This is a genomic window from Candidatus Cyanaurora vandensis, assembly GCF_013285555.1.
Classification (GTDB): Bacteria; Cyanobacteriota; Cyanobacteriia; order Gloeobacterales; family Anthocerotibacteraceae; genus Cyanaurora; species Cyanaurora vandensis.
The window spans coordinates 14,956-40,435 of sequence record NZ_JAAXLT010000092.1; the positions used below are offsets into that span (position 1 = coordinate 14,956).

Here is a 25,480-nt window from a genome sequence, read left to right on the forward strand (position 1 = left end):
CCCCCCAGAACTGCCCTAGACTTCTGTAGCATTAAGGACTGTTTAGGGCTCTGGGTGGTGGGATATGCTGGGGCATCTTGATGGTGCAACGCCCTTGGTTTACACCCGTCGTCACTGGCTCAAGACTATTCTGGGAGCCACCCTGAGCATTCCTGTCGGAGCCTTGACTGAATCGCCTCGCTCCGATGTCCTCACCATCGTCCGCGACCCCCAGCAAGCCATCAAGTTCATCCACGCCCGTCATCAAAACACGGATTTACTCTATAGCGTGGACTATCAGTTCTTGAGCTTCTTCACAACGATCAGTCGGGCAGATCTGACAGCGATGGCAGATCTCGTCAAGCTCAACCCCCTACGCCGGGACCCCAATTTACAGGCTTGTTTAGCATTTTGTGAACAGACGGACTTGGACCGGGAGTTGGCCTTATTAAAAGATTTCCCCAATGGACGGCGACCGGGGAGTGTGTTTTTAGAGTCGCGGGGACAGAACAGCGACGAACGCAACGCCAGTATTGACCGCTTTGGTGAATTGCTCCTCCCTCAACGCCAGCCCGTCACCCTCGCCCCCCTTTTGCAGGGCAGTGATGTAGTGTTTCTCGGGGAGACCCATGACCAACTGAGTACCCATCAGTTTTTAGACCAGCAGTTAGCGTTGCTCAAACTAAAGGGCTTTATGCACTTTGGTTGTGAATTTGTATCTGCCGATGACCAAGCTTTTTTAGACCAGTACCAACCCAGCCAGCGTCCCTTACTGGTTGAGAAGTTGCTCTGGAGTAATCCTTCTCTATATGCAGACTTAATTGAACGGCTCAAAAGCCTGGGCATCCGGCCCTTGGCCCTCGGTCAGGCCGACAGGACTTTACCCCAGGATGGCGGCTATATCACCGAGAACCGTAACTTCCAGTTGGCCCATCATGTCTTAGCCTTTTTACGTCAACATCTCAGCCAAAAGTTAGTGGTCCTAATCGGAGCTAACCATGCCGGATATTCCCATGACACGTTTCAAGGCTTACGGCTATTACCGCGCACCCATCCTGTCCCCGATATCCCCACCCTCATCCATAAGTACCTGCCCCGACGCAAGGTAGTGACGGCGATGTTTGAGTCCAACCGTCCGGTCCCCGCCCCTATTCCCAATGTCCCCGCGAGTTATGGTTGGCGATATATTCGTACTGAATTGGTGCGGAGAGGAGTGACTACCGAAGCCTTTATGATCGCTCTCCCCCCTGTCCTTGAAGACCGCCTCCTCACGTCTTGGGAACGTCGCTATGACTACTACTTCTATCTGCCCCCAGTGATAGAAACGAGTATTGCCAGCAATGACTGGGACTGAGGTATAGTCACTATCCAACGGTTTAATCCAGGTCCGTGTCATCGGCACGATAGTCACACGCATTAATACCGTTGACGAGTGCGCCATGGGGTATGGTCACTAGCCTGAAGCTATATCAGTGTTTGTGTTTCTAGGATGTGGGGGCTAGGGAGCTTCTTTCGCGCCCATCTGGGTTATTAATGATGGAAGGCAAAGGATGAGTCATGATCCCACTACAACTAACCCTGACCAACTTCTTGAGCTATGGGCACGGTCAGGTGGATTTCACCAGTCTGCACACGGCCTGTATCTGTGGGGACAATGGCGCGGGTAAGTCGGCTCTGCTTGAGGCCATGGGCTGGGCCTTGTGGGGGAAAAGTCGGGCCACCAATGAAGAGGACCTGATCCGCAGTGGTACCACCGAAGCCCAAGTAGATTTTACGTTTCGGTGTGAGGGGACGGTATACCGGGTGTTGCGGATTCGGGTCAAGGGCAAAGCGGGGACCCTGGAGTTTCAAGTCTCCCCGGATGGTGGGCAGCAGTTTCGAGTCGTGACCAGCCGCACCAACCGCCAGACTCAGGACCTGATTATTCAAGCCCTTAAAATGGACTACGAGACCTTTATTAATTCGGCCTACTTAAGACAGGGCCACGCCGATGAATTTACGATTAAAAAACCCACAGAACGCAAAGAAGTCCTGACGGAGATCCTGGGTCTCAATCGCTACGACCAACTCGCTGAAAAAGCTAAGGAAAAAGCCCGCGAGTTCAAGACCCAAATTGACCTACTTAAAGAGCAACTTCAGAAAATTGATACCTTACTCCTCACCCGTCCCCAGATTGAGGAACAACAGACCCAACTTGCAGCCCAACTCCAACAGCTAAGCACACAACAAACCCAGCTTGAAACCCAGATTCAACTATTACAACAACAGGTCCAACTCGCTGAAGCCCAAAAACAACAATGTCAACTCCTCCACCAACAGATTGAAACCATTACCCGTACTCAATTGCGGATTCAAGATGAACAACACCGCCAACAACAACTTATCCTACACCTCACCCAGATTTTGGACCAACAGGCCACGATTGAAGCGAATTATCAGCAATACCAGCAACTCCTCGCCCAGGCCGCCCAGCTAGACCAACATCAAGACCAATATCAACAACTGAGCGAAACTCGTCAACAACTAGAGCGCGAGATTGACCAGGAACGCAACCGACTCAGCGTCCACCTCCAAGCCTTTTTGACTAAACTTGAAGGCTTGCAGGAACAACAGCGCAAGTATCGTGAACAGTTAAACGAACAACCCACGGTCAATAAAGGACTAGAAGCCCTACGTCAAGCCCGTGCCAACCTCAAAGCCTACGAAGAACGCCAAGCCATCGCCCAGCCCCAAATGCAACAACGGCAACAACTCACCCAGCAACTCATGAGTGAACGTTTAGAACTCGAAGCCCGTTACAAAGATGTCCGCTACCAGACCACTAGTTTAGGCAGTGAGCTATCTAAACGGGTTCTCCTAGAAAAACAACTGGAGCAACTAAGCCAACAAAACGAAAAACTACAACGCCAAGCTGTCTACAAAGAGCGGGTCAAAGAGAAAGGTTACGAACGCAAAGCCGAGAAACAACGCCTCGAACGTCTACTCACTGACTGTGAGGAACGTCTGAGCGGGCTCAGCGACAAAGACCGACTTATGCATCAATCCTTAACCAACTGTCCGCTGTGTAATCAAGAACTAGATGATAATCACCGTCAACAGATCCAGACCCAACACCAACAGGAAGCCCAGCAACTAGAGGACGAGCGGACCCTGCTCCAACACCAAATTAGCTACGCTGAACAAGAGATAAAACTCCTCCGCAGCACCTGGGCTGAGCTAAATCTGGAACTAGACGGGCTAGACAGTCAACTCCAAAAACAGGGCCGTCTCCACCAACAGCTCGAAGCCTACCGTGAAAAAGAAGCCGCCTTCAAAGAACTTAAAATTCAAGAACGTACCCTCAAACACCAACTTGAAGAAGAAAGTTTTGGTCCAGAGATCCGTCAGCAATTGCAGTTGATTGATCTGGAACTCAAACGGCTAGACTTCAACGAGAACGACTATCCCCTACATCACGCCGAAGTAGACCGTCACCGTTGGGCTGAATCTCGCCACCAACTCCTGCAAGAAGCCCAGCACGAACTTAACCGCCTAGACCAGGAAATCCCTACCCTCCAGCAACGGTGCAGCAACGGTAAACAACTGATTGATGAACAGCAGTTCTGTCCCCTGCAACAGACCCAATTGCAAGCGGTCCAACAACAACTCCACCAACTCCAATACGACCATCCCCACCACCAACAGGTCAAGCAACAGGTCCAACAACAACGCCCCCTCCTCCACCGCTACGAAGAACTCCAACGCGCCTTGGCCCAAATCCGCCCCGAACAGGAACGCCTGACCCAGATCCAACACGAGGCCCAAGCCCTCACCACCGAAGTCCACCAACTCACCCAGCAACTCACCCACCTGCAACATCAACTAGCCCAAACCCCAGACCCCGCCCCGGCCCTAGTTGACCACCAGACCCAACTCAAACTCAACCGCATTCACCAAGACCAGCACCGGGCAAACCTCGGGGCCACCTGTCAACAACTGGCCTTCCTCGACAATCTCCAGACCCAGCGTGTCCAAGACCAACAACAACTCGACCATAGCCACTATCAACACACCCTCTACAAAGAACTCGTCACCGCTTTCGGCAAAAACGGCATCCAAGCCCTAATTATCGAGAGCGTCCTCCCGGAACTCGAAGCCGAGGCCAACCAACTGCTAGCCCGCCTCAGCGATAATCAGCTCCACGTCCGCTTCCAGACCCAGAAGACCACCAAGACAACCGCCAAACTCATCGAAACCTTGGATATCTTAATTGGCGACAATCGCGGTACCCGCCCCTACGAGACCTATTCCGGCGGAGAAGCCTTCCGGGTCAACTTTGCCATCCGGCTTGCCCTCTCTCGCCTACTGGCCCGCCGCGCCGGGGCCGCCCTCCAGACTCTAATTATTGATGAGGGCTTTGGTTCCCAGGACCGCGAAGGGCGCGAACGCCTGATTGAAGCGATCAATCTCGTCGCCGCTGATTTCGCCTGTATCCTCGTCATTACCCATATCACCGACCTCAAAGAAGTCTTTCCGGCCCGCATTGAGGTCGAGAAGGGCGACCGGGGCTCCCACTTGAGTGTGGTAGTATAAATTCGTGTACTAATGTGGGACGCAGTATGGGAGTTGACCATCCCGAGGACCGCCCAGTTTATATCATCTCCGTGGCTGCTGAGCTAGTCGGGATGCATCCTCAGACCTTGCGGTTGTACGAGAAACTGGGTCTCATCAAACCCCACCGCCAACCCGGTCAAGGCCAAGGTAAGACCCGGCGCGAACGGGAGACCCGGCTTTATTCGGCGCGGGATGTCGAGCGTCTCCTCTACATCAAGCACCTGACCCAGGAACTCAAGGTCAATCTCGAAGGTGTGAAGCACATCACCGAGCTTCAGTTACAACTTGACCGCCAGCAGCAAGACCTAGAGATGCACAAGCTCCGGCTCCAACGCGAGATTGACCTCCTGTCGGTCCAGTTGGACCATCTCCAGGCCCAAGCCCCCCCCAGCCAGGGATGACCGCCGTTTTGCTAATGGCGAAAGCCCCCGAGGTGGGTCAAGTCAAGACTCGGCTTTGCCCGCCCCTCGACCTCGCCCAAGCTTGTCTTTTCCATGAAGCCCTGCTTAGGGATACCCTTAATCTTTTGCGGGCTGTGAGTTCTAGTCGTTACTTGGCTTACAGTGGCTCCCGTGACTGGTTCGACTACCACAGCCCGGATTTTTATTTGTTCCGCCAGCAGGGTGAAGACTTGGGGGTGCGTCTCCACCACAGCCTCCAGTTCATGCTCCGTTGGCACGAGCCCGTCCTCTGCATCGGCTCCGATAGCCCCCACCTGCCTCCCGCTTACCTCCAGCAAGCCGCCCAATTACTCGAACAGTACCCGGTCGTCCTCGGTCCAGCTCTAGACGGAGGCTACTACCTAATCGGTCTTAACCGTTTCGAGCCGTTATTTCTGGGGATGCCGATGGGGACAGACCAGCTATTTACCGCAACCCAGACCCGTTGTCAGGAACTCGGACTCGGGGTCGGGCTACTTCCCCCCTTGGGCGATCTCGACTACTGGTCCGATGTCCAAAGCCAACGTCCGCACTTACCCCAGGGCCACACCACCCGCCTACTTGCTCAGTGGGAAGGTCATTTACCGCCGTAATAGAAGGTCACTTCTTTATCTTTGAGGGGCGCGAAGCCTGCCGCAATCAGCATGGGGTCTAGATCGGCTTGAGGGAGATGCTTAACGCCAATCCGCACAATCCGCGAACGCATGGTATTACTTACGCCACTGCGCTGACGGTCTGTTTCCATTGCCATTACTTGCTGATAGAGGTCAAGTTTTGCTTGGGGAATTGCTGTGCCGTCGAAGTCTAGACCTCGGGCGATGGCAATATCCACCGCATCGGCACCAGTGGTATCGGGCATGGTCATCCTGGGTGAGTACAGGGGCATTTTACCTTACTCATGTTTACTACAGAACAATGGGGAAGTGTTACCATAATGTCCACATCTCGTCATCCCGAGCAAGGTAGACGAGACGGCGTGAGTAACCATGTATTTTGGAGAACGCACCGTGGCCACTGAAACCTTAAAGAAGGGGACTTTTTACTATCACCCCGATACCCTTTGCATCTGGGAATACTGCGGGTTTACTGGGATCTGTTTCAAATTCAAGTTAATTTATTCTCAGAAATATGATTTGGTGGATGACTGTGACCGCAACTCTTACATCAGTTACCGCAATGTGACGGCAGACCCCTGGTTTGCGAAATTGGTCGAGTACAAACTGCCAGTGGTTTAAGCCGGTAAGCTAGGCTGAGTCGGCCCTGTGGTTTTTGAAAATGACCCCTACGCCTAATCCCACGCTGGTGCGCGACCTATTTGACCAGATTGCGCCCCGGTACAACCAGATCAATACGCTGATGAGTTGGGGCCGTCACTTGGCCTGGAAGAGATTAGCGGCCCAGTGGTGTTTCCCGGCTCAACCCCTGGGTGAAGTGGTGGACCTCTGCTGCGGGACCGGGGACCTGACTCGGCAGTTAGCCCGTGTGGTCCCCCGGGCTGAAGTGATCTGGGGCGTGGATTTTGCGGAGGGAATGTTGCGTCAGGCCCGGCAGCGCGTCGGATTGGACCGTCGGATTCGTTGGTTACAGGCGGATGTGTTGGACTTGCCTTTTGCAGCGGGTCAGATGGACGGGGTGACGATGGCTTTTGGGTTACGTAATGTCGGGGATATTCCCCAGTGTCTAGGGGAGATCGAGCGTATCCTCAAGCCGGGAGCGCGGGCCGTCATTCTGGACTTATGTTTGCGTCAGGATGATGGGTTCCAGCGGTGGTATCTGACGGAGGTTGTGCCGAGACTCGGTGCCTGGTTTAACCTTGCGGACCAGTACGCCTATCTCGCGCCCAGTCTAGAACGTTTCCCGGAGCCTCCGGCCTTGGCTCTCCTTGCTCGGCAAGTTGGATTTCGTACTGTGACCCACCGCAGCCTCGAAAATGGCGGTATCCACTTTCTCGTTTTACAAAAATGACACCCTGGCAAGCCGCACTCAATCCCGCTATCTACTCCGCCGCTGTGGTCCCTGTCTTGGTGGGGACGGCGGTGGCTTTTGCCCAGACGGGTACGATTGATCTAGTCCGGTTTGGGCTGGCCTTAGTCGGTCTGGTCTTGATTCAAGCCTGGATTAACCTGACCAATGATGTCTTCGATGCTGAGACGGGCGTGGACCGCAATAAGCCCTGGTCTCTGGTCAATTTGACGGGGCAACCGGGATTCATTCTCGCGGTCGGGAATCTTTTTTTAGTCCTGGGGGTGGTGAGTTTCGCGCTCCTGGCTTGGTTGCAGCAGGACTGGACGATTGCCGGGGCGAGTTTGGTGGGTTGTCTGTTGGGCTATAGCTACCAGGGTCCGCCCTTGCGCTTTTCTTACCGGGGTTGGGGGGAGGTCATTTCCTTTACTTGTTTCGGCCCGATTGCGGTGATGGTCAGTAGCTATGCCCAGACCCAGCAGTGGTCCTGGCTGAGTTTTGCTGCTTCCCTGTTGGTGGGAACGATTACCAGTTTGATTTTGTATACCCATCACTTCCCGCAGATGGAGGACGACCGTACTTTTGGTAAACAAACACCGATTGTGCAATGGGGGACGCAACTGGCAGCCCAACGGTTCCTCTGGCTCTTCGTGATGCTCTACGGGTTATTGAGTGTGTTTGTCTTGTTGGGAATTCTACCCTGGACTACGCTGGGGCTCTTCTTCACCCTGCCCTTGGGCCGTCAACTCTACCAGTGGGTCAATCTCTTCCACGACAAACCCGAACAAGTGGGCCAAGCGATGCCGCTGGTGATCCAGCTTCACTTCTGGAGTGGGGTAGCCCTGGTTGTGGGCTTGGTGGCGAGTCGCTGGGTTTAGGTTCATTCTCGCGTTCAAGAAAATAGTATCGCTCCGTCTTGACCGTCCGTCTCCCTGACCATCACTTTCACGCTCTCGTGGCGGGCGGTGGGGACGATGCGACCTACATAGTCGGGGTGGATTGGGAGTTCGCGGTGGCCCCGGTCAAGGAGGGTGACGAGTCGGATCACGCGGGGTCGTCCGTAGTCGTTGAGCGCGTCGAGGGCGGCGCGGATGGTGCGGCCTTTGTAAATTACATCATCTACTAGATAGACCACGCGCTGGTCGAGGTCGGCGGGGAGGTCCGTGGGATGGGTGGCGCGGACGCCCATGTCACGCAGGTCATCGCGGTACAAGGTCACATCCAGAACCCCCACGGGTACGATGGCCCCTTCCTGTTCGAGGATAATTTGGGCCAGACGATACGCGAGCGGTACGCCACGGGTGTGGATACCCACGAGGACCAAATCCTGGACGCCCCGGTTGGCTTCGAGGATCTGGAGGGCCAGACGGCGTAACATCAAGTGCATTTCTAGGGCATTCAACAGTTCGACTTGGTTCATGGGCGGAGGTCTTTGAGGATGTGCTGGTTAATCTGGGCGCGGTCTAGCCACCAGGCCCGCTGGGTTTCACTTAGACCCTCGCCGTTGGCGTAATGTTCCAACCAAAGTTGGGTAAGTCTGCCAGCATTGGGTAAATCCATAAGGTCCAGACCGGGGGCATCGAGTTCCTGGAGCAATTGTTTTACCTTGGGGTCATAGCTCAGTCCCCACACCGGACACCCCGCCCCCGCTGCCATCAAAACCCCATGGAAACGCATCGCTAAGGTCCATTCCACGGTGTCGAATAGTCCCCGTAACTGGCGCGGATCGCTGAGTTCGAGGACCACACTGGGACCGGGAAGTTGTTGTTGGACTTGCTGGGCCAAAGCGAGGTCTCCGGGCAACTGAAAGGGTACCAACAATAAACAAATTTCCGTCGCCCGTTGGAACTGTCCTAGGGCTTCCATCAGGACGCTCAGCCGCTCGGGGGTGAGGTCCGGGTGGGGGCGGAGGACCACAGCACCGCGAGGCCGGGGGAGGTCTGGTAGATGGGCGACTTTGCCGGTCAAGGCCCACACGGGGTCTACGGTCTGAGTATAGAGCAGAGACCAAGAGGCCAGGAGTTGGGCAGAGTTGCGGTCGCGCACACTTAGGTGATCACAGCCCTGCAAAAGATGGCGCACTAAGCGGCGGGACCAGCTTTTATTCAAGGGCCCGAGGCCCTGGGACCAAGCCACAGTTTTGAGACCCAGCCGCTGCGCTAACCAGAGTAAACCACTGTAATAGAGCAAGCTGCGGGGACTGGTCACGTCCTGGAGGATACTGCCGCCCCCCAGGATGAAATAATCGCTGGAGCGCATGGCCTGGATGACTGCCGGGGTGTCCCAACGGTCTACCGCCCTGACTTGATAAGTGGTCTCTGTCAATTTGGGGGTATGGGAAAGGACGATGGGGGTCAGGTCGGGCGGGAGCATCTGGAGCAGGGACGCAAGCAACGCCTCATCCCCCCCATTCCCGAACCCGTAATACCCACACAACACGGCTTGCATGAACTCAGTGTACTAGCTGTCCATCCTTGCGCTACGGTAAATGCAGTGCAGATTTAGATGATGGAAGTCTTCGCTCAGCTATGGCAGCAGTACCGGCAGGCGGTGCCCCAAGTCCCGCTCATTGAGGATGTCCTCCGCGCTGAGGGGGAGCTTTGGGTGGAGGACCATGTGGCCCTGCGGACCCTCCCCGGCCCCGAAACCGGAGCGCACATCCTGCAAGCGATGTTTGCGTTGTTGGGTTATCGGCGGCGCGATGACCTGTACTTTGCCGATAAACAATTGCGGGCGTTTTGGCTGGAGCCGCCGATGGTATCGGGACTTGATAGTTGCCAGACGGCCCCCAAGGTTTTTATTAGTGAACTCATCCCCGACCAATTCTCCCCGGCTTTCCAGGAAGTTTTGTATAAGTACACCAGCACGGTTCAAGCTACGCCCTTGGCCCAACTGCAATCCGCTGAGGATATAACCGAAACGCTCTTGATGTACTTGAGCGGTCGGCCCTGGCAACGGCCCCAGTATGCCGACTACCAATTACTGTTGCGCGAGAGTGAATATGCGGCTTGGACCCTGGCTTTTGGGCATCGGGTGAATCATTTTACGGTCAGTGTGCATTTGATGAAACGGTTTGCCGGACTAGTGGATTTTAATAAATTCCTGACGGAACAATTGCAGATTCCGATGAATACCCAGGGCGGTCTGATTAAAGGTTCACCCCAGTGCGGGCTGGAGCAGAGTGCAACCCTAGGGGCGAAAAGTAGGGTGGAGTTCCAGGAGGGACTTTATGCGTTGCCCTACGCCTTTGTGGAATTTGCTTTTCGCCATCCCCTGCCTGAGAGGAAGCCCGATGGTCGTTGGGATTCCTATTACCAGGGGTTTGTGGTCAGTAATGCCGACCGGATTTTTGACTCCACCAATGTCCACTGAACCTGTACCCTACCGGGTCCGCATCAGTAACCGTGCCCGCCATGTCAACCTGCGCCTCACGGTTCAAGAAGGCTTAGTTGTAGTGATTCCTAGGGGTTTTGACCTAAAACATATCCCCTCCATCCTCCAAAAGCGCAAGCAGTGGATCTTAGCTGGCCTGGGTCGTTTAGCCGTCCAAACTCCGCTGGGAAGCTGTCCCCTACCCGAGCAACTAGTTTTACCCTTGTTGGGAACTTGGACGGTGGTTTACGGTGAGCGCGGCGAAAAACCGAATCAACTCCTGATTCCGACCACTGAACGTGCCCCTAGTATCGCCCACCTTAAATCTTGGTTGGCCCACCAAGGCCGTCTGCACCTTATCCCCCGGCTCCAACAAATCAGTCATGCCACCGGGTTAACCTTCACCCAAGCCACGGTCAGGGGCCAGAAGACGCGCTGGGGTAGCTGTTCGCGCCAACACCACATCAGCCTCAACTACCAATTACTCTTCCTCACATCCGATCTAGTGCATTACGTCTTGGTCCACGAACTCTGTCACACCCATGAAATGAATCACTCCCCCCGCTTCTGGTCCCTGGTGGCAAGTTACCTGCCTGACCACCAGGACTACAAGGCCCGACTACGCCAGTCTATTCACCTCATCCCCGGTTGGTTGCATGATTAGCGTTATGGTGTTCGCCATAGTTGTTTCAAACAGTTACAAAAACGCTAAAAAGTCTAAAGATTATTACACGAGTTCACGGAGGCTATTCACTGTGACCATAAGCTCTACCCACCTCGCTCATAAGCTACACTAAGCACACTTGAACAGCAATGCTAGGAGAGTTGGTCATCATGCCTGAACAAGAAACGGAAACTTTTACCTACTTTCCCCCTGATCTCACCGTGCAGGGAGCGGACGGGACTATTGTTTTAGCCGTTAAGGTCAGAACGCGACTTATCCATAAAGAAGCTGAGGTCCTTGAACAGCTTGCTAGTTATTTACAATTTATGAAGGAGAAGCATAACAAAAATATCCCTTATGCTATGTTTGTAGACCGTCAAAAAATTAACATTTATTCCTGGAGTGAGGGACCACTCTCTGCTCCGTTACTCACACTTGAAACGAGTGTTGTCTTGGGAGAATACGACCCGGAGTATAAACAAACAGACCAACAAATATCAGAGTATTATGCTGAGACCTTAATCGAAGCTTGGTTAAAAGATTTAATTGATGAATGGCAGTCAGAGAACCCTCCCTACAAAGTTGAACTTAAGGAGCAAGGCATTCTAAAAAGGCTGAAACAGTCCGTTGGGAGCGTGATTTTATGATTTTTCTTTATGTCGAGACAAACTTCTTAATCGGTCATGCTAAATATCAAAAAGAAATGTAAAGTTTCAGCTTGACACTAATAACTTAGCTAAAGTAGTGAGCGGCATGAAACTTTCAGAACAAGCACAAAAAATTAGTACAGACTTAAATCTAGTTAATATTGAGAGCGGCAGGATTTTTGAAAATGTCCAAGAGCGATTAGATATAATTTTGAAATGGACTTTAGGTAACGCTATCGTGATTCCTTTCGATCCTCTTACTGCCACTAAAAGTCTTAATCAGCGTTATATGAAAGAGCCGACGGATAACTTGATTTTACATACGATTTTAGCTCATGCTCGTACGAATCTATCAGAGAGGAAAGTTCTGTTAACGAATAATTACACCGACTTTTTTAAAGAACAAATAGTAACAGAGCAACTTGACTTGGTAGGCATTCGTAAATATGTAACTAAAATTGACCAATTTCTGAATTGGTCTAAGCTCTAACTGCAAGATGTAAAGGTTTAGCTGTAATGATCAGTTATCAGGATGCGGGGACTCAAGGACCCCTCTCCCCACTGTGGTAGGATGGCTCAAATTGGGTGAAGGGTATGGAGATTCAGCAAAAATTGTTGGTGCTGGGAACGAATTGTCAGGACCTCTCGGCGGCGGTTTGGACTGAGCATCTCTGGCTGGCTTCCGATGAGACGATGAGCCTGGAACGGCTGTCCCCCTCACCCACGGGTTATGACCAGCCCCAACAATTTCCCTTGACTGAATATTTGGATTTGGTGGACGACACCACCGGGGCGGGGGTGGAAGTAGATATTGAGGGATTGGACTACCAGGACCACTATTTATGGTTAGTCGGCTCCCATGCCACCAAGCGCAAACGAGTCCGCCCAGACCGCAGCGATCTGGAGAATATCCGTCGTCTTACCAAGATTGAAGCCGACCCCAACCGTTACCTGTTGGCCCGGATTCCTTTAGTTGACGGAATTTTGTACAAAACCTGTCCCCACCCCAGCCAGTTAGGGGAACAACTCACCGCTGCTGCCATCGGACGGACCAAACTCCTCACCCTCTTGGAAGAAGACCCCCACCTCGGACCTTTTTTGACGGCTGGGATTCCTGGCAAGGATAACGGGTTTGATGTCGAGGGCTTGGCGGTAATGGGAAACAAAGTCTGGCTGGGGCTACGGGGTCCAGTGCTACGCGGTTGGGCCATCTTACTTGAACTGACCGTGGAAGCGCGGGGACCGGGGCTTTTACGCTTTCGGCGGGGTGCAGACGGACTCGCGTACCGTAAACATTTTCTAGACCTTGGCGGCTTGGGTATCCGTGAACTATGTCGCGACGGGGATGACCTCTTGATCCTGGCAGGACCCACGATGATCCTCCAGGGGGTTATTCGTGTCTTCCGGTTGGTCAAGGGTTTACTTTTGGCTGAACCCAGTCTTATTACTCAGCAACCGGGCCGACTAGAAGTCCTCTTTGAGACCCCCCCCTGCCGAAAAATACGACCGGGCCGAAGGCATTGCCCTGACCCCAGAGGGATTGCTCGTGGTCTACGATGGGCCTGCACCAAGCCGATTTAAGGCTGAGGGCCAAATATGGGCGGACCTATTTACGCTCTAGGGGAAACTGGACCCAACTGTCTAAGCGTAGTTAAGATTAGACAGTCTCCTAGGCTACAGTTATGAGTCAAGTGGGTCAATTGGTCTATAGTAAATTTCCAGATTTGGGCTTGCGTGTTCTGGCGAGCGTGCAGGTCCCAGTTGCAATCCGTCGGGCTTTTGTCTTCCAAGTGGTCAATAACCGTTGGTCCATGAGTCAACCCCCAGCGGTGGGCTACCGCGCTGTCTATTTATTGCAACTGGGTCCAGCGCAATACCTCTGGGGCTGGCTTTACAGCATGGCGCAAGATGGCGGACCTGTACCCTATTTCCTGTGCTATTACCGCAACAAACCTCTAGATGATGCAGCACGGCAGATCCTCTTGGCCTATCTCGAAAAAGGCCCTCCGACGTGGGTGGATACACCCCCCGCTGACCCTCTTCCCGCCGTGGACTTGCCAGAGCTAAGTAAATATACGCCAGTGCGTCCCGGATTACGGCTGACCCTTCCTGGTCAAGCCGCGCCTTCCCTTGATTTATTCACAGCCAACCAACAACCGTCGGACTTCCTGCCCGTGCCGACCTTAGCCCCGCTGCCGTCGCGATGGCCTTGGGGTTTGGGAGCCGTCGGGATTCTCCTCGGGGTGGCAATGGTCGGCTATAACCAGTGGGAGTCCACCCAACCCTCAGAACGCGACCGCACCCTCATCCAGACGGCGCGGGTCCTTGCCCGGGCCGGGGACTATGAGCAGTGCCGCTCCCAAGCCGCCGCTGTCGCGCCGGATTCTGCCCTCCGCGCTGAAGCTAGCGTGCTCCAAGGCGAATGCACGGTGAACCAACCCCCACTCACCCTCCAGGGACATCGTGATACCGTGTGGGCGGTCGCCATTCATGAAAAAAAACTAGTCAGTGGCAGTGCCGACCAGTTAATTAAATTCTGGGACCTGGGTACGGGTACCCCCCGCTCGCCCCTGTTGGCCCATGGCGATATTGTCCGGGCACTGGTCCTCAGTCTTGACGGACAAACTTTAGTAAGTGGCAGTGGCGACCAGACGATTGGCGTTTGGGAGGTCTCCACAGGCCGCTTGGTGCGGACTTTGACGGGACATACCCAGCCTGTCTGGTCCCTAGCCCTTGGTGCTGAGGGAACGCTGGTTAGTGGGAGCGGGGACCGGACGATTAAAGTCTGGAAAGTGAGTACGGGTCGGTTACTGAAAACCCTAACTGGACATACTGATCGAGTTTACGCCGTCGCCCTCAGTCCTGACGGTCAGACCCTTGCGAGTGGGAGTGAGGACCGCACGATTAAAATTTGGGACCTCGCCACCGGACAACACCGGACACTCACTGGGCACCGGGAGGCTGTCCGTGCCCTAGCCTTCACCCCCGATGGACACTTAATCAGTGGGAGTTGGGATAAAACCCTGCGCGTCTGGGACCTTGCCACTGGCGTAACCCGCCACACCCTAATTGGACACCAGGACCGGGTTTTGAGTCTGGCGGTCCAACCCGACGGCACGACCCTAGCCAGTGGTGGCCGTGACAATTTAATTAAGTTGTGGGACATCTCGACGGGTAGCCTGCTCAAGACTTTGACCGGACATCAAGACTGGGTGGTTGCGGTAGCTTTCAGTCCTGATGGCAAGGTACTCAGCAGTGGCAGTAAGGACCGCACCCTCCGGGTCTGGCCTGCCACTAGCTGGGGGCCAACACCTTGACGGCAATCGAACCATTCACTACACACTGACAGGCCAGCCGCGCCTTGGGGTTGCCCTCCGCCAGGATCGAGAGCAGGACTTCTTCATCAGGGGTGATGGGAGTGAGGTTTTCCAGGCCAGCCGTAATCTCAACTAGGCAAGTAGCACAGGAAGCCGCCCGACAGCCAAAGAAAACCGGGCTGTCGTACTCATCACAAATTTCCATGAACCGGCGGCCCGACTCGACAGTTATCGTCTTGCTCGTATCTTCAAAATACAGATTCACCGTCACCGCGTTATCCTCACGTTTCATGAAAAAAGAGGGGAGACAAATCCCCCCTCCCAGTGTACCCAGGGTCCCTAGGACGCGAAGGTTAGAGCCTTCTGGTGACGTTCGTAGTTGACCCCAATCTCATCGGCATCCAGTTTCAGCCCGAGCGCGTCAATCAGCCGCTCTATCTGTTGGGCCGCATAACGCCAACGCTTTTTGTTGATAGGACCGAGCTCCATCCCGACTTGCTTCTCATGCCAAGCACGGGTCAAGGTGCTAATCTCCACCGGGTGATCCTTGAAGGCGGGGTGGTTGAGGGCAACCCGTAGGGCATTGAGACCAATTTTATAGGGCGTGCAGTAAACGCCTTGGGTCTCACCGAGGTGAATCATCTCGCCGTAGGTCACGTAGTAGGCCCGGATGTAGTTTTGGAGCATCTCAGTGATCATCAGACGGATGAACTTTTTGGCCCAAGGGTCCGCCGCCCTGAATAACTCCATCCCCATATCGAGAGAAGTGGTGTAGTGACGGGCCTCATCGGTCAGGTGAGCATTGGTCAGTTCAACGGCTAGGGGATCATAGTTAAACTTCTCGGGGGATTCAAAGAAGAAAGCCTCAGTCTGCTTAAGCTGCACGTTGGCGATGTAGCGGTACAACAGCCACAGCGCACCCAACCCGGCCCCCTGGACGACCTCATTAGGCATATTCTGAACCGCGCTACCGACCATGTAATGCATGAACTTGTACTCAGAACCGAGGAGGTCCTTGGTCTCGGGGGCAGCACCTACTTCGCCATCAAAGAAACCAATCTCGTCAAACTTCTCGTTGGGCAACTGAGCTTCACGGCAGACCATCTTGTGGATCGTGCGGAAGGACCAAATGTGGTCATATTCTTCATTAGTTTCTTGCTGTAAAACCATGTAGTCATCAGAGTATTGGTCGAATACACGTTCAGCGACATACATGTTAGAAGCAATCGTCTGCATTTCAGAACGGGCAATATACTTATAGGCGTGGGTCCAAGTCAGGGCTGAGAGGATCGAACGGTGCTCAGGTCCCAACTTAGACAGGTAATCACACATCATGATCGGTAGGGGAATCATCTCCGGGTGAGAATAGAGCTTCCCAGTTTGAATACCTTGCTTGCTCAGACCAATTGCAACGAACTTGAGTTCGCAGGGTTGGCTGTGGGCACGCTCGAAAAGCGCATTTTGGACCTTGGTAAATTTGGGGTCCATTTTGACAACAGACATAAATGCTCTCCATCGGGCTAGGTCACCTTTAGCATGTTATTCTAGAGAACAAAAAATAACTGCATTTCCTACAGAAGTTTCATAATTGTCGGGGCTGGAGAAGTAGCAGGTGATAATAGAAGAGTCAGGGGATTGGGGTCAGGATGAGCCGTTATTACCGCGCTACGGGCATCAACCTCAAGCGTCAGCCTCTAGGCGAAGCGGATCTTTTATTAACTATTTTTACGCGCGAACAGGGCCTCCTCAAGGCGGTGGCGAAGGGAGCACGCAAGGCCCGCGCCAAAATGGGGGGCCGACTCGACCTTTTTGTAGTCAATGACCTACAACTCTATTCAGGCCGCAGCCTAGACCAAGTAGTCCAAGCTGAGACTCTACACAGTTTCAATCGGCTCAGTCGAGACTTGGGTCGTCTGGGGAGTGCTCAATACTGGGCGGAAGCGGTACTGGCGGAGGCGGTGCCCGGTCAGGGACACCCAGAATTATTTGACCTATTCCTAGAACATCTTGGTCGTCTGGAGTCCTGTGCGACTCCAGAGATCATGGCCCAGCTAGTCCATGGGCTTTACCAATTTCTCCAAGTGAGCGGAGTTGCCCCGGTCGTAGATTACTGTACCTCGACGGGCCGGGTCCTCAGTCAGGAAGCAGCGGGGTTTAGTCTGCCCCTCGGCGGGTTAGTGGCTACCGAATGCCTTAGTGACCTCACCCAAACCCAACCTGTCACCCAGGAACAGGTCAACGCCCTCCAGTGGCTCCCCCAACCCGTCCTGCCCCCAGAACTGCTAGTCCACCCGATTTGGTCTGATGTGGAGCGGCTGTTACGCCGCTACTTGGAATTTTATTTGCAACGCTCAGTCCGCTCTGCCGACCTCTTGGCGGTCTGTCTGGCCTAGAGATTGGGCAGGATATAGACCAGAAGGACCATCTCCAAGAACCCAGCGAAAAAACCCACGACGGCTCCCACATAGGGTAGAGCTTGTAGTTCGGAGCGGGCGACGGATTGGATGGCATCCTCTAGTTCCGCCGGGGAGGTCTGGTTAATCTTGGTGATTACAGCTTCCTCCAGACCCAGGGAGGGGAGGAGTTTTGTCACTAATTGCTCTAGTTCCTCACTGAGGTATTGGTCTAAAATCCGTGCGCCTTCTTCTGCCACCGGGTCAATCCATTCCAGGATGGTCTCGCTGGTAACAGCCCGGTTTAAAAGGGCCTCTGCCTGCTCCGTCCAGTTGATACTTTCACTGATCCGTTGGGAGAAGTCCGGGATGGTGGCGGTGAGGGCCTGCTCCAGGGCACCGACGAGCTGGGTCTTGGTGGCATCTAGAGTAGCAGGGGGAAGTTTTTGGAAGCTCGCGCTCACCAATATGTCCGTCAGTCGGTCCCGCAACCGGATGTTGCTCAATACATCTTTGAATAAAGCGCGGGCCTGTTCCGGTTGGTCGCGGCAGAAATCCTTGAGGCGACCGAGGGGACCCTTCACCCCAATCACATTCGCCAATAACCAATAGCCGCCCTGGGAGCGGTCGCGGGCCTGACGGTCGAGTTCATCAATTGTGGTGGCGGAGAGGCCATTCACGAGGGCTTGACGCAACAGTTCGGGGGTGAGAACGCTCTCATTAATCCACCCAGCAATCGTCTCGCCCTGGGCGCGGCTGAGGGTGAAGGGCAACACCATCCGGTCAAATACTTGGCCTAGGGCTTGGTCAGTGAAGGAGGAGCGGCCTAGTTCTGCTGTCCACTGGGGCAAGGAGTCCTCTAAGATGCGCTGTAACAAGCCCCCCAAGCCCTGGGCCAGCCGTTCCCGTTGCCGGGGGTCATTCAGTTGGCCCAAGCCGTAGAGTAGAACCCAACGGATACCTTGCGCCAACTGTTCGCGGCCCAAGAGCCGACGGGCGATGCGGTGGACTTCTTCTGGGGTCAGAAGTTTATCAGTCAGCGTCGTGGCGACTTTGCGGGCAAACCGTTCCTGGCCCCTGGGGAATAGTCCTGGGGTCAACGGGATTTGACGACCCAGAAAAAACAGGGGCCGATAGGGACGAAACAACATTTTGATGGCAATGGTATCGGCAGTAAAGCCAATCACCGAACCGACCACCGGGGGCAAAATGTAATGCCAAAAGGTAACTTCCATGATTTCGGGGCCGGGGTGTATTTAAATTATGGCTCTAGCTTTTGGGCAGCGGCAAACACCCCTAAATTGGATACCTCGCTTTTACATTTAGATACCAGTTCGTCCAATCAAGTAATAGGAAAAGACTGTTTTCTATATGGGCCTCTAAGCCACCCTGAGTATGTAATTCCTGGAGGGCTTGGGCCAACCGGGGCTGGTCCACGATTTCCGCTAGGGGCGGGCAGTCACGGACTTGCTGACAGAGCTCTCGGGCACATTCACTCAACAGACCCGAGCGGCGGAGGGGGTCGAAGTAATTGACCTTGGGCCGCCAGCGCACTTCCTCGGGTAAATAGCCCGCTGTCGCCTGTCGCAGAAAAATCTTGCGGTGCTGGGGGTCAATCTGGATTTGGGGCGGGATGGCAAGGATAAAGCGAATCAGCCGTTCATCGGCGAAGGGCGAGAGGGGTTCTAGTCCGTGTGCAGCATACAAAATATCCTGCTGGGGCGGTTGATTTAGCCCCCAGGTTAGGCCAGTCTGGAAATCCTGGGACCGAGAATTCTCTAGAGACTGACGATAGCTAGCTTGGACGAGGGGCTGGGCCACATAGCTGGGGTAAAACCAGGGGGGCAACGGGTCAGGCTGTGACCGCTTGAAGAGAATCCACCGCCACTGCCAAGACTGGGGCAACCGGGGCATGACCCATTCTCGCCAGAGCCAAGCCGGGGCCTGTTGGCGCCCGAGCATCAACCTGAGAGCCAGCCCCCCCGCCCCCGCCCGAAATAACGCTGGGAAGTTCTCCCGAAAAATCTCGTCGCCCCACTCGCCGTCCAATAGGGTCCCCAACCCGAGAGCCCGGGCTTGGGCCATGGCTCGTAAATGCAGGGGCGTGGTACAGACTGGAATCGGATCGTCAGGAACGGGTAAGGTCGCCCAGGGGACTGCAAACCCGTGGGTGTCGTCGCTGGGGATAGGATGCCAACGGGTCTGCGGGTAATGGTCTAAAAAAGTCTGGATCGGCCCGCGCTCATCAAATTCAGGGTAGATCTCAGTGACGAAGGAGAGCGCGTCCACAGTCGGTAGATGCTTTAGGGTTGCCGCAGTAATCGTGGTGGAATCCAGGCCCCCACTGAGGGTGACCCCAGCAGGCCGGGGATGACGGAGGCGGTCACTAACTGCTCGTCCCAGCACCTCCCAAAAAGCTTCGTAATACTCACCTGGAGTCTGGTAGCGCACATCCAGCGGGGTGAGGGACCGGAACTGACGGGTTAACTGACCGCGTTGCAGGACCAGAGTCTCCCCCAATCTGAGACGACGGATCGCTTTAAAAGGGGTACAACCCGGTGTTTGCTGCCACCACTCCCCGAAGGTATGGGCCAAATAGTCTTCGTCCAGTGCCCCGCTGACCTGGGGGTGATGCAACAGGGAGACCACCCGCGAACTCACTAAAAGCGTCTGACCATCCCAGAAGTAGGCTAAGGGTTTACGCCGCATCAGGTCTCCACTCACTAGTAAGCGGTCAGCCCCTGGGTCCCACAGGACAAAAGCATAGTCCCCCACTAAACTCGCCAGCCCCCCTGACCGATACGCGGTGATTAACCGTTGACCATCGGTGGTTTGACAGCCCGGTTCGCGCTGGTCCAGGCGGCCCGTCCAGACCAGCACACAGCCTTGGTCGTGGAGAACCGGGGGTTCCTGTTGAGCTTGCCCGGTGTTGTAACGCTGGGTGCGCCCGAGACTCAGCCCACAGGGGTCATGCCAATCCCCCTGGTCATCCCCGCCTAAGACCGCGAGATCCTGGAGCATCACGGACCAAGGGGTAGGCTGGCGGCTCTGCCAGACGGCTAAGATCCCGCTCATGTCCTTGGTACCGATTGCAAATTCTTACGCCTAGGGTCGTTCCAGGGTGTATTTTGGCAAGAGAGTGTCACAGTCACTTAGGGGTATCTCATGCTTGATGTCATTGACCAAGTGATCAAAGAATACGATACCAAGGGTCAGTACTTGGATGGCGCGGCCCTAGAGCGGTTACGGTCCTACTACACCTCGGGGGAGCTGCGGGTCAAGGCGGCTCAGTCTATCACCGCTAACGCCGAGAATATCATCCGCGCCGCTGTCGCTCGGACCCTCCTCTATACGCCCGTGACCCGTCCGGGGGGCAATATGTACTATGCCCGCCGCTATGCCGCCTGTATCCGGGATATGGATTACTTCCTGCGCTACGCGACCTTTGCGATGTTGGCGGACAACACCTCACTCCTGGATGAGTACGTGCTGAAGGGTTTGGTGGAGACTTACCGGGCCCTGGGCGTACCCCTGGATGCCACGGTGCGCTCAATCAATGCGCTCAAAGACGTAGTCACGGGGCAGGTGGGCTCCCCCGCCGGTCAGGAGATGGCGAAACAGTTCGACCACCTAGCGCGTGGCCTGAGCTAGGAATTGGTACACTCTTGATCAATGCTGTTGCCCGCCCATGCCCCATTCCCGTCTATGGTCCCTACTGGTCGTACTTACCCTGGCGGTGGCTGAGGTCCGAGCCGACGAATTGACCCAGGTTACGGGGCTAGCGGTTCGGGCTGAGCGAGGCCGATTGATCCTAGAGGTAGACCACCTCGGGTCGGTGATTGCACCCATTCGGTTTGAACAGGTACCGGGAACTAAGCGGTGGCGGACACTCCTGGCTCAAGCCAGTCTTGATGCGCCGATGAATACCAGTCGCGGGGAACTACTCGCCCGGTTATTTTCAGTAGCAAACGGTGTCACCCTCGAAATCCAGAACGCAACACCGCCCGTAGCTCTGGGTTCAGAGGGTGGAGTTTTACGGTTTGACCTAGGACAAGTCCCTAAGCTAGCTGTCGCGCCAAGGGTTTCACCGCGCCTTGCCCCGTCGCCTAAACCCGCTGCCGCTCCGGCTCTCGTGGCCCGTCGGTTGGACTTAGACCCAGTTTCCTTTGATAGTTCGCTATTGGTCAGTGATACTCCACCGCCCTTAGATACCACCCAACTCACCCCGCCCACCGTAGTCGCCGCCCCGCCGACTTTCATACCCTCGGCCCTAGAGCGAGTGGCGGGGCGGACCCAGGGGCTAGAGAGCGGGGCTGTCCTCAATCCCGGCGAGTTCGTGGACAGTCAGACCCTGCGGGTTTACAACACGAATAGTACCAATGACGATACCTTCCAGAGCATTACCCAGTCCTATACCTATGGCCTCACCGACGGGGTAGAAGTCGCCTTGGCCCTCCAAGGCCAAGACAACAACAGCCCCGGCACGCTTGGCCCTTTCTTGGTGGACCGTTTCGCGCCGGTTGCTGGGAGTACTTCTAATACTTTTCAGGAGTTCACGGTCCAGGGGAAGTTCCGGTTAGTGGATACCCCGGATTTCAAGAGTGCTTTAATCCTCTCAGCGACAGCGGGAACGAGGGTTTTCCGGTTTAGTGCAGTGGATGGCAGTCGTCCGTCTTTTGAACAGGATTATGGCCTCTCGCCAATCCCCGTAATCGAGTTGCCCGTGACTTGGGCGGGGACGGATGTGAGTTTGACCTTTAACCCTAAATTGGCCTTTTTCCCGGCGGATAACGCAAGTTTTGTCGCGGTCAATCCCTTGCTGGGCGGGAGTTTTGGTACTTTGGGAGCGGTGGGAGCCGGGGCGACGGTGCGCCTGTCGGAACGCCTCCAGTTGCGGGGCGATTTCACCTCCATCCTCTTTGGGAACAACACCCTGGATGCCCAGGGGGTCCCCGCCGCCACACCGGTCTTCAATGCGGGCTTTCGCTATCTGATCAACCCGCGCTTGGGACTGGACCTCTATGCCACCAACAGCTACGCCACCACCGGGACTGGGGCCTTGGTGGGCCGTCAGGGGGATACGGGGTTGGCGGTGGCCTTGACGTTTATGCCCAGTCGCTTTTTTATCCTGGACCTCCCGGAGAATAGCAAACTAGACCCCGCCTTTGACCTGACCGTGGATGCGGCACGGCGTAAGGCTTTTCTCAAGGGCGGGATTGGCTTTTTGGACGGGGGAACGATTCCTGAGGGGACCAGTTTTGTCCAACTTAAGGGCACCAGTAATGGCTTTTTAGCTAGTCTCCGCACCGGGGTACTGGATGACTTTGAGACGGGTTTTTATGTGAATTTTACGGGTAGTACGGTGGATGAATCCGAGGCGGGGACCAGTACCAAAATCCGCTTTATGAACCAAGCGGCAGGGGACCCCTTTACCTTGAGCGGGGTTTTCACCCTGGGGCGCACCAGTAACCGCTTCTTAAATTTTGTGCGTGAGGACCGCAACGCTTCCAATAACCATGAGGACCCCTTTAACGCTGGGGTCGGGGACCGGGGACCCCTGCCGCCCAACCTATTTGGTTTAGTCACGGAGCGGTTGGGGGAGTTTTTAATCCTCACCCTCTCGGCTCCTCTGCAACAGGCCGGGGATACCTTTACTTGGTGGCTCAATCCCAAGGTTTCCTACGTGCAACAGGCCAGTCGTTCCAATGCCTCGGCGGTGGCTTTGAGTGGCGTCTCCTTGGGTGGGGCGGTGCGCTTGAGTCCAGCCCTCGAAGTTTTGGGGGAGGTCACGCCTGTTGCTGGGGAAAACGTCCTCATCGGCAGCCAGCGGGGAAACACTTTGCCCTGGAACTTGGCGGCCCGGTTGACCCTGGATTCGCCCTTGGTCCCCCGCGCCGCCAGTCTTGACCTCTACTTGACCAATAGTCTCGGGCTCTCGCCCTATCAGAGTATGCGGGTCATTGCTGATAACGGTCTCGCTATCGGTCTGGGGCTTAATGTGCCCTTCACGTCGCCCTTTTGATGTTGACGCGCTCATCGGTCCTGGCGGAGGCTCCTCATATCTTCTTGCTCAGCAATGGGAACGGTGAGGACTGGGTGGGGGTACAGGTCGCCTTGGCCCTCAAAAAACAATTCCCGGTCCATCTGTCAGCCCTGCCCTTGGTGGGCGAGGGCGAACTCTACCAGCGTGAACAAATCCCGGTGGTGGGGGGGCGGTGGCTGCCCTCGGGAGGATTTACTTTTAAACACTTTCCGGCCCTCTGGCAAGACCTCCAGGGGGGGTTGGTCACCCATGGTTGGCACATGACCCAACGGGCCTTGAACTTGAAGCAGCAGGTAAGTCTAACCCTTGCCGTAGGCGATATTTTACCTTTGGCCCTGGCTTGGGGTTTGAAGCGGCCCTATATCTTTTTGGGCTGTACCAAGTCGGACTACTACTCGCCCGGTCGCAGTTGCTACTTTTGGCCGGAGCAGCGGTTGATGCGGACCCGTCGTTGTCTCCATAGTTTCGCCCGTGACCCCCAGACCGCCCATCGGCTCCAGCAGTCCGGGGTCCCCGCCAGTTACCTCGGCAATCCGATGATGGATGGTCTACCGGAGGTGGGTCCCCTAGTCCCGACAGGGGTAGGGTTACTACCGGGTTCCCGGCCCCAGGAGGCCCAAGCCAATTTCCTCTGTCTACTCACCTGTGCCCGAGCGATGACCGGGACCGAATTCATGGCAGCCCTTGCACCGGGCTTACCCCTGGCCTCTTTTGTAGAACCCGCGCTGAGTCAGGGCTGGCAGTGGCAGGAACCCTACTTGGTCCAGGGCCAGACCAAGGTGTGGTTGCGGACGGGGGCTTTTGGGCAGGTCCTCCAGGAGAGTCGGTTGTTTTTTGCCATGGCGGGGACGGCGACGGAGCAGGCCGTCGGACTCGGTCGGCCTGTAGTGACAATTCCCGGCGCGGGTCCTCAGTTCACCGCCCGTTTCGCCCAGCTTCAAGAACAGTTACTCGGTGAGTCGGTCTTACTATGCCAAACTCCCCAACAGGCCGCCCAGGTCGCCCAGCAAGTCCTCGCTGACCCCCAACGATTAGCGCGGATTCAGGCCAATGGTCTGACGCGCATGGGTCAACCGGGAGCGGCTCAAGATATTGCCCGATTTATCCAGCAGGCTTTGGTGCCTTAAGGTTCCCCTCGTATAGACGAGTGCCCAGATTCGATACGCCAAGCATTCAAAAAAAGCACCATTCCTCTGTTGGGGAACGGTGAGAGAATTTTCACTTGAGTAAAGAAATCGCTACTGCTTAGCCACCTTGAAACTCACGGATTTGACTTGACCGCTCTCGATAGACCTCTTGCATGAATCAGTATAGAAGTGGCAAGGCCAGTTCAAAATTATAAATCCCTGCCAGCAGGCTCAGCCTTAGTCCAAAACGACGACGATTCCGGTAAGGGCTAGCCAGGATACAGAATACTTTTAGTACTCGATTTACATGCTCCACGACTATCCTTTGTTGTGCTAAGCAGGTGGGAGGCTTAAACCGTCCATAGCTATATAGATTTTCCATCTAGGACTGGGTTTCAGAGCTTGGACTTGATAAATAAATTACTTACCTGCTTACCACCATTGACCCATGCCACGGTATTTATTCAAGAGGTCTAGTGACCTCCCTGGTTCTGCCGACATAGACCGTCAACTCAATACCCTCAAGTCAGCTTTGGACAAAGAGTTAATTACCGCGACTGAATTCACTACCTTGGGTCAGCGTTTACTCACCCAGGAAGCCCCGAAGACCTGTCTCCTCCAGTCCACCTCATCGCTCATCACCCTACCCGAGGGCATTTCACCGTCCCAAGGCAAGTTCACTATTGAGTATCAGTTAAACCCGATGACAATCCGTTACATGACCTTTAGAATTCATGCCAAAGGTAGTGAAAATTACGAAGCCCAACTCCTCAAAAAAGACCCTCTCAGCCGGACTTTCTAAGAGCCCCTAAATCCCCCTTAAAAAGGGGGACTTTAAGAGCTTGTTGTGCCAGCGCAACTCAGATAGACGCTACGCCCCCTTTTTATCGGACGATCCATGGCATTAAATGCACAATCATTCATATTGATCGTGCGATCCGTG

25 protein-coding genes and 2 pseudogenes are annotated in these 25,480 nt (G+C 55.0%); 19 read left to right on the forward strand and 8 right to left on the reverse strand.

Features of this window, described 5'->3' with window-relative positions; translation table 11 throughout:
• The first annotated feature begins 64 nt into the window (after positions 1 to 64).
• From HFM78_RS05875 to HFM78_RS05890, 4 genes are all read left to right on the forward strand, one after another.
• Positions 65 to 1,333: a ChaN family lipoprotein gene (locus HFM78_RS05875; protein ID WP_287128494.1), complete on the forward strand. Its 1,269-nt coding sequence runs from the start codon at positions 65 to 67 to the stop codon at positions 1,331 to 1,333.
• 203 nt (positions 1,334 to 1,536) lie between these two features.
• Positions 1,537 to 4,551, forward strand: coding sequence for an SMC family ATPase (locus HFM78_RS05880; protein WP_287128495.1), 3,015 nt, complete (start codon positions 1,537 to 1,539; stop codon positions 4,549 to 4,551).
• 26 nt (positions 4,552 to 4,577) lie between these two features.
• Complete coding sequence (locus HFM78_RS05885; protein ID WP_287128496.1) at positions 4,578 to 4,973, forward strand: MerR family transcriptional regulator; 396 nt, start codon at positions 4,578 to 4,580, stop codon at positions 4,971 to 4,973.
• The gene (locus HFM78_RS05890; protein WP_287128497.1) at positions 4,970 to 5,605 is read left to right on the forward strand and encodes a TIGR04282 family arsenosugar biosynthesis glycosyltransferase; all 636 of its coding nucleotides are present in this window, start codon (positions 4,970 to 4,972) and stop codon (positions 5,603 to 5,605) included. The genes HFM78_RS05885 and HFM78_RS05890 overlap by 4 nt, the downstream gene beginning before the upstream one ends.
• On the opposite strand, the gene HFM78_RS05895 is transcribed toward HFM78_RS05890, so the two are convergent.
• Complete coding sequence (locus HFM78_RS05895; protein ID WP_396032899.1) at positions 5,590 to 5,877, reverse strand: DUF4090 family protein; 288 nt, start codon at positions 5,875 to 5,877, stop codon at positions 5,590 to 5,592. The genes HFM78_RS05890 and HFM78_RS05895 overlap by 16 nt on opposite strands.
• 142 nt (positions 5,878 to 6,019) lie before the next feature.
• Between HFM78_RS05895 and HFM78_RS05900 the strand changes: the two genes are divergently transcribed.
• From HFM78_RS05900 to menA, 3 genes are read left to right on the forward strand one after another with little or no spacing between them, the layout of a single operon-like run.
• Positions 6,020 to 6,247, forward strand: coding sequence for a hypothetical protein (locus HFM78_RS05900; RefSeq protein ID WP_287128499.1), 228 nt, complete (start codon positions 6,020 to 6,022; stop codon positions 6,245 to 6,247).
• 40 nt (positions 6,248 to 6,287) lie between these two features.
• Complete coding sequence (gene ubiE, locus HFM78_RS05905; protein ID WP_287128500.1) at positions 6,288 to 6,977, forward strand: bifunctional demethylmenaquinone methyltransferase/2-methoxy-6-polyprenyl-1,4-benzoquinol methylase UbiE; 690 nt, start codon at positions 6,288 to 6,290, stop codon at positions 6,975 to 6,977.
• On the forward strand, positions 6,974 to 7,852 hold the full coding sequence (menA, locus tag HFM78_RS05910; protein WP_287128501.1) for a 2-carboxy-1,4-naphthoquinone phytyltransferase: 879 nt from the start codon (positions 6,974 to 6,976) through the stop codon (positions 7,850 to 7,852). The genes ubiE and menA overlap by 4 nt, the downstream gene beginning before the upstream one ends.
• A gap of 14 nt (positions 7,853 to 7,866) precedes the next feature.
• Here the strand turns inward: menA and pyrR are convergent, their stop codons facing one another.
• Both pyrR and csaB read right to left on the reverse strand, forming a co-directional pair.
• On the reverse strand, positions 7,867 to 8,394 hold the full coding sequence (pyrR, locus tag HFM78_RS05915) for a bifunctional pyr operon transcriptional regulator/uracil phosphoribosyltransferase PyrR (RefSeq protein WP_287128502.1): 528 nt from the start codon (positions 8,392 to 8,394) through the stop codon (positions 7,867 to 7,869).
• Complete coding sequence (csaB, locus tag HFM78_RS05920) at positions 8,391 to 9,422, reverse strand: polysaccharide pyruvyl transferase CsaB (protein ID WP_287128503.1); 1,032 nt, start codon at positions 9,420 to 9,422, stop codon at positions 8,391 to 8,393. The genes pyrR and csaB overlap by 4 nt, the downstream gene beginning before the upstream one ends.
• A 60-nt stretch (positions 9,423 to 9,482) precedes the next feature.
• On the opposite strand from csaB, the gene HFM78_RS05925 reads away from it, so the two are divergent.
• The 7 genes and pseudogenes from HFM78_RS05925 (at position 9,483) to HFM78_RS05950 (ending at position 14,974) form a co-directional block, all read left to right on the forward strand.
• The gene (locus tag HFM78_RS05925) at positions 9,483 to 10,346 is read left to right on the forward strand and encodes a DUF1338 domain-containing protein (RefSeq protein ID WP_287128504.1); all 864 of its coding nucleotides are present in this window, start codon (positions 9,483 to 9,485) and stop codon (positions 10,344 to 10,346) included.
• Positions 10,336 to 11,010: a M48 family metallopeptidase gene (locus HFM78_RS05930; protein WP_287128505.1), complete on the forward strand. Its 675-nt coding sequence runs from the start codon at positions 10,336 to 10,338 to the stop codon at positions 11,008 to 11,010. The genes HFM78_RS05925 and HFM78_RS05930 overlap by 11 nt, the downstream gene beginning before the upstream one ends.
• A 170-nt stretch (positions 11,011 to 11,180) precedes the next feature.
• Entirely contained in the window at positions 11,181 to 11,657 is a 477-nt protein-coding gene (locus HFM78_RS05935) for a hypothetical protein (RefSeq protein ID WP_287128506.1), read from the forward strand.
• A 106-nt stretch (positions 11,658 to 11,763) separates the two neighbouring features.
• Positions 11,764 to 12,147, forward strand: coding sequence for a hypothetical protein (locus tag HFM78_RS05940; RefSeq protein ID WP_287128507.1), 384 nt, complete (start codon positions 11,764 to 11,766; stop codon positions 12,145 to 12,147).
• A gap of 203 nt (positions 12,148 to 12,350) precedes the next feature.
• A pseudogene (locus HFM78_RS05945) lies at positions 12,351 to 13,082 on the forward strand (DUF3616 domain-containing protein); the annotation flags it as partial.
• Positions 13,083 to 13,197: 115 nt separating this feature from the next.
• Positions 13,198 to 13,278, forward strand: a complete 81-nt coding sequence (locus tag HFM78_RS16185; protein ID WP_396032917.1) for a hypothetical protein — start codon at positions 13,198 to 13,200, stop codon at positions 13,276 to 13,278.
• Positions 13,279 to 13,339: 61 nt separating this feature from the next.
• Positions 13,340 to 14,974 (forward strand): WD40 repeat domain-containing protein, encoded by a 1,635-nt coding sequence (locus HFM78_RS05950; protein WP_287128509.1) that lies wholly within the window; start codon positions 13,340 to 13,342, stop codon positions 14,972 to 14,974.
• Here the strand turns inward: HFM78_RS05950 and HFM78_RS05955 are convergent.
• The gene (locus HFM78_RS05955) at positions 14,952 to 15,266 is read right to left on the reverse strand and encodes a 2Fe-2S iron-sulfur cluster-binding protein (protein WP_287128510.1); all 315 of its coding nucleotides are present in this window, start codon (positions 15,264 to 15,266) and stop codon (positions 14,952 to 14,954) included. The genes HFM78_RS05950 and HFM78_RS05955 overlap by 23 nt on opposite strands.
• Before the next feature lie 47 nt (positions 15,267 to 15,313).
• Positions 15,314 to 16,477 (reverse strand): hypothetical protein, encoded by a 1,164-nt coding sequence (locus tag HFM78_RS05960; RefSeq protein ID WP_287128511.1) that lies wholly within the window; start codon positions 16,475 to 16,477, stop codon positions 15,314 to 15,316.
• A gap of 143 nt (positions 16,478 to 16,620) precedes the next feature.
• On the opposite strand from HFM78_RS05960, the gene recO reads away from it, so the two are divergent.
• On the forward strand, positions 16,621 to 17,367 hold the full coding sequence (recO, locus tag HFM78_RS05965; protein WP_287128512.1) for a DNA repair protein RecO: 747 nt from the start codon (positions 16,621 to 16,623) through the stop codon (positions 17,365 to 17,367).
• Here the strand turns inward: recO and HFM78_RS05970 are convergent.
• Both HFM78_RS05970 and HFM78_RS05975 read right to left on the reverse strand, forming a co-directional pair.
• Positions 17,364 to 18,602, reverse strand: a complete 1,239-nt coding sequence (locus HFM78_RS05970; RefSeq protein ID WP_287128513.1) for a DUF445 domain-containing protein — start codon at positions 18,600 to 18,602, stop codon at positions 17,364 to 17,366. The two genes, recO and HFM78_RS05970, sit on opposite strands and share 4 nt — an antisense overlap.
• A 61-nt stretch (positions 18,603 to 18,663) precedes the next feature.
• Positions 18,664 to 20,442, reverse strand: a complete 1,779-nt coding sequence (locus HFM78_RS05975) for an asparagine synthase-related protein (RefSeq protein WP_287128514.1) — start codon at positions 20,440 to 20,442, stop codon at positions 18,664 to 18,666.
• A 90-nt stretch (positions 20,443 to 20,532) separates the two neighbouring features.
• Here HFM78_RS05975 and HFM78_RS05980 point away from each other — a divergent pair, with 90 nt between their 5' ends.
• From HFM78_RS05980 to HFM78_RS05990, 3 genes are read left to right on the forward strand one after another with little or no spacing between them, the layout of a single operon-like run.
• Positions 20,533 to 21,018 carry an allophycocyanin subunit beta gene (locus HFM78_RS05980; protein WP_287128515.1) on the forward strand — a complete coding sequence of 162 codons (486 nt, stop codon included), beginning with the start codon at positions 20,533 to 20,535 and terminating at the stop codon, positions 21,016 to 21,018.
• A 37-nt stretch (positions 21,019 to 21,055) separates the two neighbouring features.
• Positions 21,056 to 23,389, forward strand: coding sequence for a hypothetical protein (locus tag HFM78_RS05985; protein ID WP_287128516.1), 2,334 nt, complete (start codon positions 21,056 to 21,058; stop codon positions 23,387 to 23,389).
• The gene (locus HFM78_RS05990) at positions 23,389 to 24,537 is read left to right on the forward strand and encodes a lipid-A-disaccharide synthase-related protein (RefSeq protein ID WP_287128517.1); all 1,149 of its coding nucleotides are present in this window, start codon (positions 23,389 to 23,391) and stop codon (positions 24,535 to 24,537) included. The genes HFM78_RS05985 and HFM78_RS05990 overlap by 1 nt, the downstream gene beginning before the upstream one ends.
• 178 nt (positions 24,538 to 24,715) lie before the next feature.
• On the opposite strand, the pseudogene HFM78_RS05995 reads toward HFM78_RS05990, so the two are convergent.
• Positions 24,716 to 24,874, reverse strand: a pseudogene (locus HFM78_RS05995) (transposase); the annotation flags it as partial.
• Between the two features lie 111 nt (positions 24,875 to 24,985).
• Between HFM78_RS05995 and HFM78_RS06000 the strand changes: the two are divergent.
• Positions 24,986 to 25,339 carry a hypothetical protein gene (locus tag HFM78_RS06000; protein ID WP_287128518.1) on the forward strand — a complete coding sequence of 118 codons (354 nt, stop codon included), beginning with the start codon at positions 24,986 to 24,988 and terminating at the stop codon, positions 25,337 to 25,339.
• The last annotated feature ends 141 nt before the right edge of the window (positions 25,340 to 25,480 follow it).

What these genes read in the sequence shown, in the direction of transcription:
- HFM78_RS05895 (WP_396032899.1), bottom strand. Translation starts at nt 5,877, where the DNA reads ATGACCATGCCCGATACCACTGGTGCCGATGCGGTGGATATTGCCATC.
- recO (WP_287128512.1), top strand. Translation starts at nt 16,621, where the DNA reads ATGAGCCGTTATTACCGCGCTACGGGCATCAACCTCAAGCGTCAGCCT.
- HFM78_RS05960 (WP_287128511.1), bottom strand. Translation starts at nt 16,477, where the DNA reads ATGTCTGTTGTCAAAATGGACCCCAAATTTACCAAGGTCCAAAATGCG.
- HFM78_RS05970 (WP_287128513.1), bottom strand. Translation starts at nt 18,602, where the DNA reads ATGGAAGTTACCTTTTGGCATTACATTTTGCCCCCGGTGGTCGGTTCG.
- HFM78_RS05885 (WP_287128496.1), top strand. Translation starts at nt 4,578, where the DNA reads ATGGGAGTTGACCATCCCGAGGACCGCCCAGTTTATATCATCTCCGTG.
- HFM78_RS05890 (WP_287128497.1), top strand. Translation starts at nt 4,970, where the DNA reads ATGACCGCCGTTTTGCTAATGGCGAAAGCCCCCGAGGTGGGTCAAGTC.
- HFM78_RS05880 (WP_287128495.1), top strand. Translation starts at nt 1,537, where the DNA reads ATGATCCCACTACAACTAACCCTGACCAACTTCTTGAGCTATGGGCAC.
- pyrR (WP_287128502.1), bottom strand. Translation starts at nt 8,394, where the DNA reads ATGAACCAAGTCGAACTGTTGAATGCCCTAGAAATGCACTTGATGTTA.
- HFM78_RS05955 (WP_287128510.1), bottom strand. Translation starts at nt 15,266, where the DNA reads ATGAAACGTGAGGATAACGCGGTGACGGTGAATCTGTATTTTGAAGAT.
- HFM78_RS05990 (WP_287128517.1), top strand. Translation starts at nt 23,389, where the DNA reads ATGTTGACGCGCTCATCGGTCCTGGCGGAGGCTCCTCATATCTTCTTG.
- ubiE (WP_287128500.1), top strand. Translation starts at nt 6,288, where the DNA reads ATGACCCCTACGCCTAATCCCACGCTGGTGCGCGACCTATTTGACCAG.
- HFM78_RS05875 (WP_287128494.1), top strand. Translation starts at nt 65, where the DNA reads ATGCTGGGGCATCTTGATGGTGCAACGCCCTTGGTTTACACCCGTCGT.
- HFM78_RS05925 (WP_287128504.1), top strand. Translation starts at nt 9,483, where the DNA reads ATGGAAGTCTTCGCTCAGCTATGGCAGCAGTACCGGCAGGCGGTGCCC.
- HFM78_RS05980 (WP_287128515.1), top strand. Translation starts at nt 20,533, where the DNA reads ATGCTTGATGTCATTGACCAAGTGATCAAAGAATACGATACCAAGGGT.
- HFM78_RS06000 (WP_287128518.1), top strand. Translation starts at nt 24,986, where the DNA reads ATGCCACGGTATTTATTCAAGAGGTCTAGTGACCTCCCTGGTTCTGCC.
- HFM78_RS05930 (WP_287128505.1), top strand. Translation starts at nt 10,336, where the DNA reads ATGTCCACTGAACCTGTACCCTACCGGGTCCGCATCAGTAACCGTGCC.
- HFM78_RS05935 (WP_287128506.1), top strand. Translation starts at nt 11,181, where the DNA reads ATGCCTGAACAAGAAACGGAAACTTTTACCTACTTTCCCCCTGATCTC.
- HFM78_RS05975 (WP_287128514.1), bottom strand. Translation starts at nt 20,442, where the DNA reads ATGAGCGGGATCTTAGCCGTCTGGCAGAGCCGCCAGCCTACCCCTTGG.
- csaB (WP_287128503.1), bottom strand. Translation starts at nt 9,422, where the DNA reads ATGCAAGCCGTGTTGTGTGGGTATTACGGGTTCGGGAATGGGGGGGAT.
- HFM78_RS05950 (WP_287128509.1), top strand. Translation starts at nt 13,340, where the DNA reads ATGAGTCAAGTGGGTCAATTGGTCTATAGTAAATTTCCAGATTTGGGC.
- HFM78_RS05940 (WP_287128507.1), top strand. Translation starts at nt 11,764, where the DNA reads ATGAAACTTTCAGAACAAGCACAAAAAATTAGTACAGACTTAAATCTA.
- menA (WP_287128501.1), top strand. Translation starts at nt 6,974, where the DNA reads ATGACACCCTGGCAAGCCGCACTCAATCCCGCTATCTACTCCGCCGCT.
- HFM78_RS05985 (WP_287128516.1), top strand. Translation starts at nt 21,056, where the DNA reads ATGCCCCATTCCCGTCTATGGTCCCTACTGGTCGTACTTACCCTGGCG.